Origin of the sequence: Rhodopseudomonas sp. BR0G17 (assembly GCF_010907025.1) — a bacterium.
Taxonomy (GTDB): domain Bacteria; phylum Pseudomonadota; class Alphaproteobacteria; order Rhizobiales; family Xanthobacteraceae; genus Rhodopseudomonas; species Rhodopseudomonas palustris_H.
On record NZ_QUML01000027.1, the window covers coordinates 39007 to 56572 of the forward strand.

At 64.9% G+C, this 17566-nt stretch carries 14 protein-coding genes; 3 read left to right on the plus strand and 11 right to left on the minus strand.

Annotation, left to right across the window (positions count from 1 at the left end; all coding sequences use genetic code 11):
- Positions 1–17 precede the first annotated feature (17 nt).
- The 3 genes from DY467_RS18930 to DY467_RS18940 are packed head-to-tail and all read right to left on the minus strand — an operon-like array spanning position 18 to position 5878.
- On the minus strand, positions 18–1502 hold the full coding sequence (locus DY467_RS18930) for an efflux transporter outer membrane subunit (RefSeq protein WP_164638237.1): 1485 nt from the start codon (positions 1500–1502) through the stop codon (positions 18–20).
- The gene (locus tag DY467_RS18935) at positions 1502–4723 is read right to left on the minus strand and encodes an efflux RND transporter permease subunit (RefSeq protein ID WP_164638239.1); all 3222 of its coding nucleotides are present in this window, start codon (positions 4721–4723) and stop codon (positions 1502–1504) included. Before DY467_RS18935 ends, DY467_RS18930 begins: the two co-directional genes overlap by 1 nt.
- A 27-nt stretch (positions 4724–4750) precedes the next feature.
- Complete coding sequence (locus DY467_RS18940; RefSeq protein WP_164638240.1) at positions 4751–5878, minus strand: efflux RND transporter periplasmic adaptor subunit; 1128 nt, start codon at positions 5876–5878, stop codon at positions 4751–4753.
- Between the two features lie 280 nt (positions 5879–6158).
- Here DY467_RS18940 and DY467_RS18945 point away from each other — a divergent pair, with 280 nt between their 5' ends.
- Both DY467_RS18945 and DY467_RS18950 read left to right on the plus strand, forming a co-directional pair.
- Complete coding sequence (locus DY467_RS18945; RefSeq protein ID WP_164638242.1) at positions 6159–6833, plus strand: response regulator transcription factor; 675 nt, start codon at positions 6159–6161, stop codon at positions 6831–6833.
- On the plus strand, positions 6834–8189 hold the full coding sequence (locus DY467_RS18950; RefSeq protein ID WP_164638244.1) for an ATP-binding protein: 1356 nt from the start codon (positions 6834–6836) through the stop codon (positions 8187–8189).
- A 52-nt stretch (positions 8190–8241) separates the two neighbouring features.
- Here DY467_RS18950 and DY467_RS18955 read toward each other — a convergent pair whose 3' ends face one another.
- A complete protein-coding gene (locus DY467_RS18955; RefSeq protein ID WP_164638246.1) occupies positions 8242–8823 on the minus strand; it encodes a GNAT family N-acetyltransferase in 582 nt (193 codons plus the stop codon).
- Positions 8807–11164 (minus strand): Orn/Lys/Arg family decarboxylase, encoded by a 2358-nt coding sequence (locus DY467_RS18960; RefSeq protein ID WP_164638278.1) that lies wholly within the window; start codon positions 11162–11164, stop codon positions 8807–8809. Before DY467_RS18960 ends, DY467_RS18955 begins: the two co-directional genes overlap by 17 nt.
- 355 nt (positions 11165–11519) lie before the next feature.
- Between DY467_RS18960 and DY467_RS18965 the strand changes: the two genes are divergently transcribed.
- The gene (locus DY467_RS18965; RefSeq protein WP_164638248.1) at positions 11520–12365 is read left to right on the plus strand and encodes an alpha/beta hydrolase; all 846 of its coding nucleotides are present in this window, start codon (positions 11520–11522) and stop codon (positions 12363–12365) included.
- Between the two features lie 201 nt (positions 12366–12566).
- Here the strand turns inward: DY467_RS18965 and DY467_RS18970 are convergent, their stop codons facing one another.
- The 6 genes from DY467_RS18970 to DY467_RS18995 form a co-directional block, all read right to left on the minus strand.
- Entirely contained in the window at positions 12567–12932 is a 366-nt protein-coding gene (locus DY467_RS18970; RefSeq protein ID WP_164638250.1) for a Rieske (2Fe-2S) protein, read from the minus strand.
- On the minus strand, positions 12925–13629 hold the full coding sequence (locus tag DY467_RS18975; RefSeq protein WP_107356194.1) for an ABC transporter ATP-binding protein: 705 nt from the start codon (positions 13627–13629) through the stop codon (positions 12925–12927). The genes DY467_RS18970 and DY467_RS18975 overlap by 8 nt, the downstream gene beginning before the upstream one ends.
- A complete protein-coding gene (locus tag DY467_RS18980) occupies positions 13622–14428 on the minus strand; it encodes an ABC transporter ATP-binding protein (protein WP_164638252.1) in 807 nt (268 codons plus the stop codon). The genes DY467_RS18975 and DY467_RS18980 overlap by 8 nt, the downstream gene beginning before the upstream one ends.
- The gene (locus tag DY467_RS18985; protein ID WP_164638254.1) at positions 14428–15462 is read right to left on the minus strand and encodes a branched-chain amino acid ABC transporter permease; all 1035 of its coding nucleotides are present in this window, start codon (positions 15460–15462) and stop codon (positions 14428–14430) included. The genes DY467_RS18980 and DY467_RS18985 overlap by 1 nt, the downstream gene beginning before the upstream one ends.
- Positions 15459–16331 carry a branched-chain amino acid ABC transporter permease gene (locus DY467_RS18990; protein WP_164573065.1) on the minus strand — a complete coding sequence of 291 codons (873 nt, stop codon included), beginning with the start codon at positions 16329–16331 and terminating at the stop codon, positions 15459–15461. The genes DY467_RS18985 and DY467_RS18990 overlap by 4 nt, the downstream gene beginning before the upstream one ends.
- Before the next feature lie 68 nt (positions 16332–16399).
- A complete protein-coding gene (locus tag DY467_RS18995; protein WP_164638256.1) occupies positions 16400–17554 on the minus strand; it encodes an ABC transporter substrate-binding protein in 1155 nt (384 codons plus the stop codon).
- Positions 17555–17566 lie beyond the last annotated feature (12 nt).

Consider the following 17566-nt stretch of genomic DNA (forward strand, 5'->3'; position numbering starts at 1 on the left):
CGCCTGCTCCTTCGGGCCTACTGCAAAGTTGCCGTGACGGGCAGATCGTCGAGCACGCAGCTTCGCCAATCGGTTCCACATCCCGCCGGCCAGCTTCCGCCGATGGCCATGAATAGCGCCGCCCCATCCGACAGGCGCGTCGCCTCCGCCTGAACATGCGCGATCGAGGCATTGAGGTAGGTCTGCTGGGCGTTCAGAACCACAACCTGATTAACCTGCCCGAGCGCAAGCTGCTTGCGGATGATGTCGAGGCTGGCCTTTGCTGCGGCCTCCGATTTGGCGGCAGCGCGCACCAGGGCTGCATCGTGCTGCAGGCTCTGCAGCGCGTCGGCGACATTCTGCAGCGCCGAGATCACGGCCTGGCGATACTGCGCGTCCGCCTGCTCCAGTGCCGCCTCGGCGGCGCGCTGCTTGTGCAGCAAGGCCATGCCGTCGATGATCGGTTGGGTGGCATTGGCGGCCAGCAGATAGAACCCGGTGCCGGGCGCGAACAGTTGCGCAAAGTTGGTAGCGCTCGCGCCGGCCGTGCTGGCGCCGACGCTGATGTTCGGCAGGCGCGCCGCCACCGCCACACCGACCTGCGCGCTTACCGCATGCAGATTGGCCTCCGCAGCCCGAACGTCCGGCCGGCGTCGCACCAGCGTGCTCGGCACCACAACCGGAATGTTGCGCGGCAGGCTGAGGCGCGCCAGCTCGAAACGCTCCGGGACCTGGGCCGCCGAGTAGTTGCCGGCCAGCGCGGTCAACAGATCTCGTTGAATAGCCAGCTGCTTCTCCAGCGGCGGCAAGGTCTGCTCGACCTGGGCAAGCGCCGCCTCCTGGGTCAGGACATCGACCTGCGCCGCCTGCCCTGCCTCGAACTGCGACTTAAGGATGCCGAGGATGTCGCGCTCGATCGCCACAATCTTCTTGGTGGCAGCGATCTGGCCGCGCAGCGAGGCCTCCCCGATCGCCGCAGTGACGACATTGGCGGTCAGCGTCAAATGCGTCGCCTCGAGTAGGAACTGCTGTTGCTCGGTGACGGCATCAAGGCTCTCCACCGCCCGCGCGTTGCCGCCCCAGACGTCGAACGTGTAGGCGATGTTGAGTTGCGCGGTGTGCAGCGACAGCCGCTGCTGCGGCGCATCGGAAGCCTCGTTGTTCGACGACAATTGTGTCGATGGACCATAGCTGGCGCTGACCTGCGGAAAGAACAGTCCGCGCTGCGCCAGCGCATTGAAGTGCGCCACCTTGATCGCAGCATCCGCCGCCTGCAGGCTTGGATTGCGAACCACCGTCGCGCGCACCAGCCGGTCGAGCGGCTCCGAGCGAAACGCCGACCACCAGCGGGTCGGCACATCCTCGGCGACCACGAAAGGCTGGGTCTTCCCTGGCGACCTCACAGGCACGGCCGCCGCCGTATAGCGATCGACCTCGGGGGACGGGGGCTGCACGAAATTCGGACCGACAGCACAGCCGGCGAGACAAACGCACGTGCCGAGGGCGCCGAGCCAACGCAGCATCACGGCTCTCCCTGTGGTGCTGCCTGGGGAGCAGCGCTGGTCCGCCCCACCTCCTCGCGAGCAAAAGCGAGCTTGCGCAGCGCCGGTGCCACCGCCAGCAGCAACAGCGGGCCGATGAACATGCCGCCGACCACAACGGTCGCCAGCGGCCGCTGCACCTGGCTGCCGATGTCGTGCGAGAGCGCCGCAGGAAACAGCCCGACGCCAGCCGACAGCGCCGTCATCAGCATCGGTCGCATCCGTTGCTCGGAGGCCTGCCGCACCGCATCGGCGACGCTCACGCCGCCGGCGCGTAGCTCGCGGAAATAGGTGATGTTGAGGATGCCGTCCATCACCGCGACGCCGAGCAGCGAGATGAAACCGATCGCGGCCGAGACGCTGAATTCCAGCCCGGACAGATACAACGCGATGACGCCGCCGCCGGCCGCGAACGGAATGCCGAGCAGTGCTATCAGGCTGTCGCGCAGCGTATTGAACAACGCATAGAGCAGCACGAACACCAGCAGCAGCGTGATCGGCACCACGATCATCAACCGCGCTTTGGCATCCTGGAGATTGTCGAACTCGCCGGACCAGATCAGCCGATAGCCGGGCGGCAGCTGCACCGCGTCGTTGACCCGCTGCTGTGCCTCGGCGACGGTGCCGCCAAGGTCGCGGCCACGGACGCTGAACTTGATCGGAATGTAGCGCTGGCTCCTCTCGCGGTAGATGAAGGACGCGCCGGTGTCGAGCGAGATGTTGGCGACTTCGCTGAGCGGGATGTAGGCGTTGACGCCGCTCGGCGTCGCGTAAGCGATCTTCAGCTCGCGCACCGCATCGACGCTTTCGCGAAACTTCGGATCGAGCCGCACCGCGACGCCGAACTGTCGGTCGGCTTCGAGCACCGTGGTGGCGATGCTGCCGCCGACCGCCGCCTGAATCACCGAATTGACATCGCCGGTGTTGAGGCCGTAGCGCGCGGCGCGCTCGCGATCGACCTTGATGTTGAGATTGGGCTGGCCGAGCAGATGAAACACGCCGAGGTCGGCGACGCCGCGCACCTTGGCCATCTCCTGCATCACTTGCCCGGCGAGTTGCTCCAGCACCTGCAGGTTCGGACCGACGATCTTGACCGAGTTGGCGCCCTTCACCCCGGACAGAGCCTCCTCGATATTGTCCTGGATGTACTGCGAGAAATTGAAGGTGACGCCCGGCAGCTCGGCGTCGAATTCCTTCTGCAGCTGCTCCGCCAGCATCTCCTTGGTCAGGCCTGCTGGCCATTCCGAGAACGGCTTCACCGGGGCGAACAGTTCGACGTTGGAGAACGCAGAGGCGTCGCTGCCGTTGTCGGGTCGGCCGTGCTGCGACACCACGGTGATGACTTCCGGATGCCGCAGCAGGATCTCGCGCATCTTGCGAACGTAACTGGTGCCGGCATCGAGCGACATCGTCGGCGGCATCGCGGCCCGGATCCAGAAATTGCCCTCCTCCAGCGCCGGCAGAAACTCGCTGCCGAGACGGCTGGCCGCCAAACCGGCGACACAAAGGAACACCAGGCCAACGACCGCCGCGACCTTGGTGCGGCCAAGCGACCAGCGCAGCACCGGCTCATAGGCGCGGCGCAGACCGCGCACGATCGCGGTCTCGTGTTCCTCAATGGTCTTCGGCAACAGCAGCGATGCCAGCACCGGTGTGATCGTGAAGGTCGAGATCAGCGCACCTGCCAGTGCATAGCCATAGGTCCGCGCCATCGGCCCGAAGATCTGGCCTTCGACGCCCTGCATGGTGAACAGCGGCACGAACGCGGTCACCGTGATTGCAGCGGTGAACAGCACCGCTTTGTCGACCTGCAGTGCGCTGAGAAAGATCAGCCGCAGCCGATCGGTCCACACCTGCGGCTCGCCCGTGCCGGCGCCGCTCTGCTGCAGCTGCGCCAGCATCCGCCGCTGCTGCTCGGCTGGCGATTGCAGATTGCGGAAGATGTTCTCCATCATGATCACGGCGGAGTCGACGATGATGCCGAAATCGACCGCGCCGAGCGACAGCAGATTGGCATCCTCGCCACGCAGCACCAGGATGATGATCGAGAAGAACAGCGCGAACGGAATGCTGGCGCTCACGATCAGCGCGCTGCGCAGGTCGCCTAGAAAGATCCACTGGATCAGGAACACCAAGAGGCAACCGACGATCAGATTGTGCAGTACCGTCCGGGTGGTCACCGCGACGAGCGCGCCGCGATCGTAATACGGCACGATCTTGACACCGGGCGGCAGGCTGCCGTCGCGATTGAGCTTGGCGACCTCCTCCTCGACCTTCGGCACGATGTCGTTGGTGTGCTGGGTCCGCCCCATCACCACGATCGCGGCGGCGACATCGTCGCTGCTGTCGCGCCCGGCGATGCCGAGCCGTGGCACATAGCCGACCGAGACCTTGGCGACATCCTTGATCTGGATCGGCAGCCCGCCCGACTGGGTCAGCACGACGTTTTCGATGTCCTGGACTTTGTAGCCATTGGCGATGGAATCATCGCCGCCGGAATCGACCAACCCAATGCCGCGGATGTTCACGGACTGTTGGCCGATGGTGATTTCGCGCGCACCGACGTTGAGGTTCGCGTTGCCGAGCGCCGACACCATCTGCGGCACGGTGATGTTGTAGGCCTCCAGCTTCTGCAGGTCGGCGTCAACATTGAACTGCTTGGTGGTCCCACCCCAGGCGTTGATCTGCACCACCCCAGGCACCGTCATCAGCCGCCGCGCCACGATATAGTCCTGCACAGTGCGCAGATTGGTCAGCCCGTAATTCGGCGGACCGACCAATTGATAGCGGAAGATCTCGCCGACCAGGCTCGACTGCTGAATGGTCGGCACCAGATTATTCGGCAGCGAAATGTTCTGCTGGATCGAATTGGCAGCCTGCGTCAGCGCGAAATAGTAGTCGACCCCGTAGGCAAAGGTGACGCGGACGAACGATAGGCCGTAGAACGATGTCGAGCGGATGTTGACCACGCCGGGTGTCGGATACAGCCCGACCTCCATCGGGATGGTGTAGTACTTCTCCATCTCCTCGGCTGACAGCCCCGCGGCCTGCGCGGTGATCTCGAGGATCACCGGCGCAGGATTTGGATAGGCCTCGACGTTGAGCCGGGTGAACGCGGCGATGCCGGCGCCACCGAACACGATCAGCGCCAGCACGATGATGGCCTTCCGGGTCAGGCCGAACTCGATGATGCTCTTGAACACGATGAACGCCGCCGGCAGTTGTGTCGGTCAGCCGCTCGCGGCATTCGCGAGCTTGTTGCTGAGGAAGATCGCGCCGGTGCCCACCACCAGCTCACCCGGCGCGAGGCCGTCGAGGATCTGGCGGCGGCCGCCCTGAGCCAGGCCGATCTTGACCAGCCGGCGTTGAAAGCTGCGACGGTCGCGTGTCACCCAAACCGCCATGGTCCCGTCACCTTCGCGCACCACCGCATCGAGCCGCACCGCGGGGGACGTCACCGGCTTCGCCACCTCGATAGTGAAATTGGCCAGCATGCCGGGGCGCAGCAGATTGGCCGGGTCGTCGATCTCTGAGCGAACCAACTGGCGGTGCGAACTCGGATCGATGCTGCTGCCGAGCGCCGTCACCCGGCCGCGAAACACCTGCCCAGGATAGGCCGCCACCCGCGCTTCGACCGGCTGGCCGAGCCGGAACGCGGGCGCATCGGTCTCGACGACGTTGGCCACCATCCATTTGATCGACAGATTGGCGAGCGTCAGCGGCGCAGGCGCGCTGCCGGGTTGCACGTAGAGACCCGGTGCCGCGTTGCGTGCGGTCACCTGCCCGTCCACCGGGCTGCGCACGATCAGGGTCGAGTCGACGTGCCGCTCGGCGATGATGCGGTCGATCTCGGCTTCCGATTTGCCGAAGATGCGGACTGCATCTCGCGCGGCCTTGTGATTGCCTTCAGCGGTCTGCTGATCGGACGTGGCTTGATCGACATCGCGCTGCGGCGCACCGCCGGTCTTCAGCAGTTGCCGCACGCGGTTGAGATTGCGGTTCTGCAGCTCCAGTACGCCGGCGGTCGCGAGCAGCGTCGACTCCGCCTGCAGCAGATCGGAACTGTCGATGGTGAACAGCGGCGCGCCCTTCTTCACCTCGTCGCCCAGATTGAAGAAGGTGTCGATGATCCGTCCGGCATAGGGCGTGAACACCTGCACCAGCAGGTTTTCGTTGTAGGCGATCGAACCCAATGCGTCCTTGGTGATGCGGAATTCGCGCTGCTCGACCGCTTCGATGCTGATCGCCTCGACCTGCTTGGCCGAGAGCGCGATCGTCTGCTGGGCTAGATCGATGCCATCCCGGCTCGTATCCGCCGGCTGCGCTCCGGCCGGCGCGACGAGACTGCCGGATCGCATGGCAAGCCCCACGCACCCAGCCGCAATCAGAAGCGCGACCGCTGCAGCGTAAATCGGTGTCTTCCAGCTGTGCTGCATCTGCGCCCCGCAGTCGAACAGATCGGCCGTTTCCGGACGCCTTCGCTGTGGTTAGCAGACCGAGCTTACACCAACCTGACACGGCGCCGTCGCGCTCGCAAAATTACCAATTTCGCTGCCTTCGTTTGACTTCTGTACGCTCACGGCTTGCACGTGGTACGAAGCACAAGTCCCGATCGTCACAATCTTGTTTGCCCCCGCGATGCGCCTCCTGATCGTCGAAGACAACCTCGAACTGGCGGACCTGATTTCGCGGGGCGTCAATGCCGCCGGCTACGATGTCGATATCGTCAGCGGTGTCGAGGATGCGCGCGCTGCACTTGCATCGGTGAACTACGTCGCGATGGCGCTCGACCTCGGATTGCCGGACGGCGACGGCATGTCGCTATTGCGCGAACTGCGCGCCGGCCATGAATCGATCCCGGTGCTGGTGCTGACCGCGCGCAGCGGCGTGCAGGACCGCGTCTCCGGCTTGAAGGCCGGCGCCGACGACTATCTGGTCAAGCCGTTCGCGATCGAGGAGATGGTGGCGCGCATTGAAGCCATTCTGCGTCGCCCTGGTCACCTGCTCGGCCGCTCGCTTACCCTCGGAAATCTGACTTTCGATACCGAAGGCCGCCAGATCTTGATCAGTGGCGGGCCGCGCCTGTTGTCGGGCCGCGAGCTCAACGTGCTCGAATTGCTGCTGCGCAGGCAAGGTCGCGTCGTGCCGAAGAAGACGCTCGAGGATCAGATCTTCGGCCTCGGCGGTGACGTCGCCTCGAATGCGGTCGAGGTCTATGTCTCGCGGCTGCGCAAGCAGCTCGAAGAACTCGGTGCCACGGTGCAGATCCGGACGATCCGCGGCGTCGGCTATCTGCTGTCGGAGATCAAGTAAGTGTTCCGGCGCGACTCGCTGACCACCCGCATCCTGCTGCTGCATGTGGTGGCGCTGACGATCACCGCGGTGGTGCTGCCGCTGATCCTGTTCTGGCTGCTCAATCGCGAGATCGACAGGCTGCACAGCGATGCGATGCGTCGCCAAGCTGAAGTCGTAGCCGAACATCTCACCGTCGGCTCGGACGGGCAACTCGATCTCACCCTGCCGCAGGACCTGCGTGACGTGTATTCGGCGGCCTATGGCCGCTATGCCTATGCGGTGATCGACAGCTCAGGCCAAGTGCTGTTCAGTTCGAACCCGGACCGCGAACCGCTGCTACCGCGCCGATCCGCGGACCGCGCCTCGTGGTTCGGTCTCGTCACTGGTTCGACCGGGTTGTCGGGAGACAGCATCGAGCGACGCATTGGCGGCCGGACGCTGACGATCCAGGTGGTCGAAGATCTGTCGAATGGCGACGTCATCATCGACGACATTGCAGCCAACTTCTTCCATCGCGCCGGCTGGATCGTTCTGCCGATCCTGCTGCTGCTCCTCGCCTTCGACATCGTGATCTTCCGGCGCGCGATCCGCCCCCTGGTCGACGCTTCGGAGCGCGCCGCCAGTATCGGCCCGAGCCGCACCGACATCCGGCTGCCGATGCAGGGTATCCCCAGCGAAATCCGACCGCTGGTCAGCGCTGTGAATCAGGCGTTCGATCGGCTCGAACACGGCTTCAACGAGCAGCGCCGGTTCACCGCGGATGCCGCTCACGAACTGCGGACGCCGCTCGCGATCCTCAGCGCGCGGATCGAGACGCTGGAGCCGAAACCGGCCGGGAAAGACCTGCAGCGCAACCTTGCCGCGATGAGCCGGATCGTGTCGCAGCTGCTTGATGTCGCCGAGATGGACGCGATGCGGGTCGATCCGGACGAGACCATCGACCTCGTCGAGATCGCAACCGAACTGATCGAGACCGTCGCGCCGGCTGCGCTCACCGCCGGGAAGGAGATCGGCCTGCGCGGCGGTGATCATCCCGTCCCTGTGCGCGGCAATGCCGAGATGATCCGGCGCGCGCTACGCAACCTCGTCGACAATGCGATCCGCCACACACCACCAGGCACCGAGGTGATGATCGAAATCGATGCGGAGCGACCCAGCGTCGCGGTGCGCGATCATGGCCCCGGCATCGCAGAGGCTGACCGCGGCCTGATCTTCCAGCGGTTCTGGCGCGGCAACCGCGCCCGCAGCGATGGCGCCGGACTGGGCCTTGCGATCGTCAAAGCGGTCGTCGACGAACATGGCGGCGCCATCGACGTGGTCGACGCTCCAGGCGGCGGTGCGCTGATCACGTTGACGTTCAGAAGCCGGAGGTGACCTCACGCTGACGCGCGCAGCCTGAGAGGGAGCATGTCGGATTGAGCTCCGATCAAATCACCGGAGGCGTGGTCGCGCCGGCTCCCAGCGATCGCTGCACCATCACCGTATCGGCCCAGCGGCCATAACGATACGCGACGCCTGGCAGCCGCCCGACGGTGGCGAAGCCGAAGCTATGGTGCAGGCCGAGCGAAGCGGTGTTGTCGCCGTCGATGTAGCCGATCATCTGACGGAAGCCCGCCGCGGCGCAGGCGTCGATCAGCTCGTGCACCAACAACCGGCCGATGCCGCTGCCGAGGTGATCCGGATGCACATAGATCGAGTGCTTCACCGTATAGCGATAAGCCGGCCGCTTGCGAAACAGCACCACATAGGCATATCCCACGACGGTCTCGCCACGGATCGCCACCAGATGCGGAAAGCGGCGATTGCGTAGGTTCTTGCGCCGCTCTTTCAGATCGTCCGGCTGCGGCGTGCCATGGTCGTCGATCCCCTCATCGAGACCGCGCCGGATGTAATAGCGATAGATATCGAGCATCGCCTCGACGTCGCCGTCGTGCGAGGCGCGGATCAGGATCGGCGAAGCGGCGTCCACGGCAACTCCAAAGGGCGGCAGGCTATTCGGCCACGACATAGGTGTAGAGACGAACCCGGCCCGCTTCGTCGAACTCGCGATAGACGCCCTGGATCTCGACGTCGAAGCCGGGGAATTCGTTGAAGCTGCGCTCGAACATCTGCAAGTAATCAAGCATCGGCTTGGCCCGTTCACTCAGCCGCTCGCCGGGAACAATCGTCGCAATCCCCGGCGGATAGACCACGAACGGCGTGGTGGCGATCCGGTTCGCGACCTGGCTGATCGGCAGATAATCGACATCGTTGCGCACCAGGCAGCGCGCGGCGTCGTGCGGCGACATCGCGATTTCGGGCATGTGTTCGGGCAGGAATTGCTTGGCCTGCAGCGCGCTGACATCGGCATCGCGGAAGAACCGGTGCATCTGACCGCACAGGTCGCGCAGCCGCACGCCGGCATAGCGCGCCGGCCGGCGCCGGCAGAATTCCGGGATCACCTCGTCGAGCGGCGCATTGTCGTCGTGCAGCTTCTTGAACGCGACGAGGCCGCTGATCAGCGTGCCGGCCTTGCTCGCCTCGACGCCCGGCGTCAGCAGAAACAACAGCGAGTTGAGATCGTTCTTCTCCGGCACAATCCGGTTCTCGCGCAGATATTGCGCCACCACCGGCGCCGGCACGCCGTGCTCGGCATAGCGGCCGGTCGCGCGGTCGAAGCCGGGCGTCAGCAGCGTCAGCTTGTTCGGATCGGTCATGGCGAAGCCGAGCGCCATATCGGCAAAGCCGTGCCAGGCTGCCCTCGGTCCGATTTGCCAGAACGCCGGATCGGTCGCGAGCTGGTCGGTGCTCACCGCCTCCCAGGCGACGTCGTGCACGGCGCCTTCGCGCGCGGCATCCGCGATCGTCACCCGATCGGGCACGAACGGATCGAAGAACCACCGCCGCTCGGCCCGCGCCTCCTTCTCTTCGAACTCCCGCCGCACCGCGCGGATCTTCTTGCGCAGCTCGATGCCGAGCCGGATCGTATCGTCCCACAGCACTTCGCCGGAGCGGCCCTTCATCATCTGCGCGCCGACATCGAGGGAAGCGAACAGCGGATAGAACGGTGACGTCGAGGCGTGCTGCATGAAGCTCTCGTTGAAGCGCCGGTGCTCGACCCGCCGCTTCTGGCCGCGGATGTGGCGATCCTTGATGTGGATCTGCGAGGCCTGGGAGAAACTGGCGAGCTGCTTATGGGTCGACTGCGTCGCGATAATGCCGGGCGCGTCGTCGCCGAGATTCGACAGCCCCATCGCGAACCGGCCGGCGTAGAGCGGGTGAAACTTCATGAAGCCGGCCCAGGCTTCGTCGAACAGGATGTAGTCGCACAGATGCCCGATGCGGCGTAGGATCATCTCGGCGCTGTGGATGGTGCCGTCATAGGTGCACTGCTCGACCACGGCGACGCGGAACGGACGCGGCTTGCGCCACGCTTCCGGGTCCTTGACCAGCGGATGGCTGCGGATGCGTTCGCGCAAGGCCTCTTCGTCCAGCGCATCCCATGCCACCGGGCCGATCAGCCCCCAGGCGTTGCGGACGGTGGGGATGTAGACCGGAATCCCGCCGCCCATCATCAGCGCGCCGTGGTGCGCCGCCTTATGGTTGTTGCGATCGAACAGGACGAGGTCGCCGTCGGTGACCAGCGCACCGAGCGCGACCTTGTTGGAGGTCGAGGTGCCGTTGAGCACGAAGTAGGTCTTCTCGGCGCCGAAGATCTGCGCGGCCTCCTTCTGCGCGCGCAGCGCCGGCCCCTCATGGGTCAGCAAATCGCCGAGGTCGAGCACCGAATTGTCGAGGTCGTCGCGAAACACCGCCTCGCCAAGGTGCTCGATGAACACCCGGCCGATCGGGCTGCGGCTGTAGAACATGCCGCCGTTATGGCCGGGGCAGGTCCAGAGCTGGTTGCCCTCCTCCGCATAATCGACCAGCGCGCCGAAGAACGGCGTCTTCAGCGTGTCGGCATATTGCTTAAGCCGGCTGATCAGATTGCGCGCGATGAAGGTCGGCGTCTCTTCGGAGAGAAAGACGTAGCCGTCGATGAAATCCAGCACCTCGACCGGCACTTCCTCAAACCGCTTGCGGCGGATCAGCAGCACGATCGGGAAATCGAGGCCGCGCCGCCGCATCAGGTTGATCAGCGCAGCAGTCTTGCCCTCGAGCCCCTTCTTGCCCCAGTCGACCACCATGCAGCCGATCGCGGCGTCAGTCTGCACCGCGATCTCGGCATCCTCGAGCTTGCGCGCCTTGACGATCTCGAAGCCGGACCGTTCGATCTCGGCGACGATCTGGTTGAACCGGATGCCCTCAAGATCATCCGCCTCGAAGGTGGGAGCCGAGAACAGAAAGGTGAAACGCCTGAAATAGTCCATGAGGGTGCCCACGTGAATCGCCGACACTCTCTCGCCGGGTTGTGTGACAGTGTGGTGACAATGGCTGTGGCCAGCGGCTGCCATGGATGACGCGCGAGCGGCGGTCGCGGTAGCCGGCGCAACAACTTCAAGTGGTGCGCCGCCACACAGGCCGACGACTGTTCGCGCAATGTACGCGAGCCGACGCTCCCCAGCGAACGGGCCGCCCCTCCATGATCACGCTCTGACCGCTGATGTCCGTTGTCCGCGGAGCTGATTAATCGCGAGGCGGCATCTGCCTGGACAATGCGGTCGACAGGCGGACGGGGTTGCTGCAAAGCTGGCGGAAATCAGCCCACAGCCGAATGGAGCCGTAATGACGAATGACCGCCCTACCGATCCCCGCACCAAATGGGCGCAACTTTCGCAAAGCGAGCGCGACGCGGCTTACGACAACAACAGCGCCGTCAAGAACAGCCCCGAGTTGATCGCCGAACGTAACTCCTCGTCCGCGCAGGCACGCGCGACGTTGAAGTCGGTGCTCGACCTGTCCTACGGCCCACGCCCGAACAACAAGATCGACCTTTATCCCGCGGCCGAGCGCGACGCGCCCTGCCTGGTGTTCTGGCACGGCGGCTATTGGCAGAAGAATTCGCGCGAGCTGTTCGCCATATTGGTCGGAGGCATCGCCGCGCACGGCTGGTCGATGGCAATCCCCGGTTACTCATTGGCGCCCGACGTGACGCTGACCACAATCGTCGAAGAGAGCCGCGCGGCGCTGGACTGGCTCGCCGCGCATGGCCCGGAGCACGGCGTCGCCGGGCCAGTCGTCACCTCGGGCTGGTCGGCTGGCGGCCACCTCGTGGCGATGACACTGGATCATCCGCTGGTCACCGCGGGGCTGTCGATCTCCGGAGTGTTCGATCTCGGGCCGATCCGCGATACCGGGCTGAACAAGGCGCTGCAACTCACCGATGAAGAAGTCGAAAAGCTGTCTCCATCGCGATTGCCGGTGATCGACAAGCGCCTCGACCTCGCCTACGGCGCGAACGAACTGCCGGCGCTGGTGCTGGATTCGATGGACTTGTACGCGCGCCGTCAGGCCGCAGGTGCACCGGGTCGGCTGCTGCCGCTCGCCGGCCACGATCATTTCTCGATCCTCGCCGAACTCCGCAAGCCCGACGGCGCGCTCGTCAAAGCCGCGCATGAATTGGTCGGCTGAGGCTTACAGGTGCAAAGCCAGCGCTACATAGTCCTGCACCGACTTTCCCGTCATGCCCGGCCTTGTGCCGGGCATCCACGCCTTACTGAGCTGCCTCGCCCAAAGGCGTAGATGGCCGGGACAAGCCCGGCCATGACGACCTTGGTGTACAACTTGGTTCGGTTCGGGCTAATCAGCCGGAATGAGATTGGTGGCAGGTCCTCAGCGCTTCGGCATCAAGCTTACAGCGTTGATCAACACTTCGCCGCGCTCGACCCGGACCGGATAAAGCCGTAACGGCCGGCTCGGCCAGCCGTCCGAGATCGCTCCGTCAATCAGGCTGAAGGAGGCGTCGTGGCGCGGACAGGCTAGCCGCCCGTTGACCACCCGTCCGCAGGCGAGATCGGCCTGCTCGTGCGGACAGGCCCGCTCGCACGCCGACACCATGCCGCCGTCCGAAATCAACGCGAGATCGACGCCGGCCACACGAACCGCGACGATGCCCTCGGCCGTCAGCCGCGGCAGGCTGCAGACCGGAAACCATTGGTCCTGTGACCGCGCAACGCCGCCGGTCCAATCCTCAGCCACCGAGATACGCCTTGCGGACGTGCGGATTGGCGATCAGCTCGGCGCCGGTGCCCGACAACACGATGCGACCGCCTTCCAGCAAGTAAGCGTGGTCGCACATGTCGAGCGCCGCAAAGGCGTTCTGTTCGACTAGCAGCACCGTGGTGCCGGTGTCGCGGATGCGGCGGATGATCGCGAAGGTGCGCTCCACGATGTTCGGCGCCAGCCCGAGCGATGGCTCGTCGAACATCACTAGGCGTGGCCGGCTCATCAGCGCACGACCGATCGCAAGCATTTGCTGCTCGCCGCCGGACAGCGTGCCAGCGGCCTGTTTGCGGCGCTCGGCAAGTCGCGGAAACTCGCCATAGATCCGGTCGCGGTCGGCGGCCACCTCGGATCGATCGCTGCGCAAATAAGCGCCCATGTCGAGGTTTTCCTCGACAGTCATGTGCGGAAATACGCGGCGGCCTTCCGGGCAATGCGCGATGCCGGATTTCAGAATGCGGGGCGGCTTTGCGCCCGTCAGCACCTCGTTGTCGAACCGCAGCGCGCCGGCGCGCAGCGGCACCAGGCCGGAGATCGCCCGCAGCGTCGTGCTCTTGCCGGCGCCATTGGCTCCGATCAACGCGACGAGCTGCCCGGCCTTGACCTCGAAGGTGATGCCCTGCAGCGCAGTGACGCCGCCATAGCCGCATACGGCGTTGATGAGCTCAAGCATGCTTCACCCCTTGGCCGAGATAAGCTTCGATCACCGCCGGATCGTTGCGGATCACGTCCGGCGTCCCTTCGGCGATGATCCGGCCGTAGTTCAGCACCACGATCCGATCCGACACGCTCATCACCATCGGCATGTCGTGCTCGACAAGCAGGATCGTGATGCCACGATCGCGGATCTTGCGGATCAGCTGGACGAACGTATGCGTCTCCGATGCGTTCATGCCGGACACCGGCTCGTCGAGCAGCAGCATCGACGGCTCGGCGGCCAGCGCCAGCGCAACGCCGACCAGGCGTTGCTCGCCGTAAGACAGCGAGCCGGCGAGATCATGCGTCCGGCGGCCGAGGCCGACCCATTCGACCAGCTCGGCCGCCTTCTCTTTCAGCTCCGCCTCCAGCCGCCGCACCCGCGGCAGCCCGAGCACCGACGGCAGCACGCCGACCCGGCCGCGGCGATGCAGCCCAATCAGGACGTTGTCGTAGACCGTGTCGTTGGGAAACACGCTCGTGCGCTGGAAGGTGCGGATCAGACCGAGATCGGCGATCGCTTGCGGCTTCATCCCGCGCAGCGACTGGCCGCGATAGGTGACGTCGCCATGTGTCGGCGTCAGGAAGCCGGTGACGACGTTGAATGCCGTGGTCTTGCCGGCGCCGTTCGGGCCGATCAAGCTGACGATCTCGCCCTCGCCCACCGAGAACGTCATGTCGGAGATCGCGACGAGGCCGCCGAAGTGCATCGCGACCTTGTCGACGCTGAGCGCAGTCCGTATCGCAGGCTGCTTCAAGGCTGCAGAGACTGTCATCATGCGCCCTCCTCGACGCCACGCTTGGCGAAGCTTGGCGTTGCCACCGATTTCATCCGCGGGAGCCACTGCACCAGCGCCGGCACGATGCCGCGCGGCATGATGAACAGGATGACGATCAGCGCGCTGCCATAGGCGATCCACTGCGCCTCCGGCGCCATCACCGGCCGCAGCGCCACTGGCATCAGGCCGAAGATCAGCCCGCCGACCACCGGCCCGGCGAGCGTGCCCTTGCCGCCGGTGATCACCATGATCACCATCGTCACCGTGTTGATGAAGGCGAAAATTTCAGGATCGATGATCTTGATGTAGTGCGCGTACAAGCTGCCGGCGCCGCCGCAAATGCCGGCCGAAACCACAGCCGCCGGCGTCAATATCTTGGTGACATCGATGCCGATCGACACCGCCAGCGTCTCGTTCTCCATCAAGCCACGCATCGCCCGACCGACATGCGAACGCACCAGCCGGGCGATCAGGAGATAACAAAGCACGGCAACGCCAAGCACTAGGTAGTAGTTGTGCAGCTTGGTGCGGAAGATGAACTCGCCCAGCCCGGGGAAGCTCACCTGCATCGGCGGGATGCTCGTCAGCGCCAACGGCCCCTGCGTCAGCTCGACCCAATTCAGCGCCACCAATCGCACCACCTCAGCGAACGAGATGGTGACGATGACGAAATAGGCGCCGCGCACCCGGAACGACAGACGCCCAACCAAATAGCCGCACAGCGCCGACACCAGCACGGCGACCGTGAAGCCAGCCAGCGGCGGCCACGGCTCGTGCACGACGTGCAATCCGAACGGCAGGTTGACGCTGAAGCCGAGCGAGGTCAACGCGCTGACATAGGCGCCGATGCCGAAGAAGGCGATGTGGCCTAGGCTAAGCTGGCCAGTGAAGCCGAGCAGCAGATTGAGGCTCATCGCGCCGATCACGAAGATCCCGGTGGTGATCAGCGCGTTGAGCAGATACGGATCGCTCAGCCATAGCGGAACGGCGGCGAGCGCAGCGACGATGATGATCGACAGTAACAATTTCATCCGACGCGCTCCGCACGAGGAAACAGCCCGGTCGGGCGGAAGACCAGCACGGCGATGATGATCAGGAAGCCCATCGCGTCGCGATAGCCGGACGAGATGTAGCCGGCGCCCAGCTCTTCGGCGAGCGCCAGGATAAAGCCACCGATCACCGCACCTGTGATGTTGCCGAGACCGCCGAGAATGACGATGGCGAACGCCTTGACGGCGGCGAGGTCGCCCATCGCCGGATAGACCACATAGACCGGGCCGAGCAGCGCGCCGGCCGCGGCGGCAAGGCTCGAGCCCATTGCAAAGGTCGAGGTGTAGATCAGGTTGACGTTGACGCCCATCAGCGCTGCCGTGTCCTGATCCTGGAAGGTCGCGCGCATCGCGCTGCCGAGCCGGGTGCGGTTGATCAGCACGTAAGTGAGCACGATCAGCGCGCCGGCGGCGAGCAGCACGAATAGCCGCAGCCACGACACCGAGATCGGGCCGATCTCCAGCGGCGCATCTGGAAACGGCGTCGGCACCGATTTGGCGACGCCGCCCCACACCCACAGCGTCGCCGACTGCATCGCGATCCAGGCGCCGATCATCACCAGCATGGTGGTGTCGATGTCGGAGCCGCGCAGCGGCCGCAGCAACGTCAATTCCACCAGCGCGCCGAGCGCCCAGCCGCTCGCGATCGCCAGCGGCAGCGCGACGAAGAAGTTCAACTCGAACTTCTGCACCACGATGAACATCACGTAGGCACCGAAGGTGTAAAGAATGCCATGGGTGAAATTCACGACATTCATGATGCCGAAGATCAACGTGAGGCCGATGCCGAGCAGCGCATAGGTGCCGCCGAGCACGAGCGTGTTGATGAGATGCTGGAGTAATTCGCCCAAGGTCGATCCTCACCTGCCGGGGGAGGACGAGGCGCTGGTCGCGCCTCGCCGGTGGTCGTGTCGTACGATCAGAGGTCCTTCATCCCGACTTTGCCGTCGGTGATCTCGATCAGGTACACGTTGGGCTGGCTCTGGCCGCTCTCCTTGCCGGCAGGGCCGGATTTCTGGAACACGATGTCGCCGTTCAGGCCCTTCAGCTTGATGTCCCACAGCGCCGCCTTGATCGCGGCCGGCTCGGCCTTGCCGGCCTTCTCGATCGCGGCCGCCGCGGTGCGGATGCCGTCATAGCCGCGGAAGCTCTCGGTGCAGCCCGCGAAGTCGAAGCCGCGCTTCTTCCATTCGGAGACGAAGTACGTGGTCGCTTCCGGGTTCGGCGTCTTGTCTGGGAACCACGGCAGGAAGGTCGTCAGATGCATGGTGCCGTTGGCGGCGGCCCCGGCCTGGGCGATGATCTGGTCGGGGTTCTGCGAACCGCCGGTGGTGATAATCCGCTTCTTCAGGCCGAGCGCGGCCGCCTGCTTGAACAGCAGCGTGAGCTGATCGACCGCCGCGGTGACGATGATCGTTTCGGAGTCCGAGCCCTTCAGTTTGGAGAGCTGTGCGCTCATGTCCTGGGCGCCCTGGTCCATGGTCTCGACCAGGCCGACGCCGATGCCCTTCTCCTTCATCATCTTGCCGAAGTCCTCGGCGGCGCCGCGGCCCCAATCGTTGTTGATGACCAGGAAGTCGACCTTCTTCAGGCCGAGCTTGTCGATGATCTTGGCGAACGCGGCGGCCTCGATCGCCGACGGCGGCGAAATGCGGAAGATGTAGGGATTACCCGTGGTGGTGATTTTGCCCGACGATGAGGTCTCGACCACCATCGGCACTTCGTATTCGATCAGCTTGGGCATCACCGCCAACGTCAGGCTCGACCCCCAGGCGCCCATCATCACCGGCGTCTTGTCGCGGGTGATCAGCTTCTCGGCGACGGCCGCCGCTTCGGTCGGGTTGCTCTTGTTGTCCTCGATCACCAGCTCGATCTGCTTGCCGAGCACACCGCCCTTGGCGTTGATCTCGTCGGCGGCGATCTTGGCGCCGTTGACGACGTAGGTGCCCGACGCGGCGAAGGCGCCGGTCAGCGGTTCGTTGACGCCGATCTTGATCGTCTCGGCCGAGGCCGAGGCCATCAGGCACGCCGTCGCCAGCGCGATGACAGAAGCAGTTCGCAGGGTTCGCATCATCCTCGTTTCTCC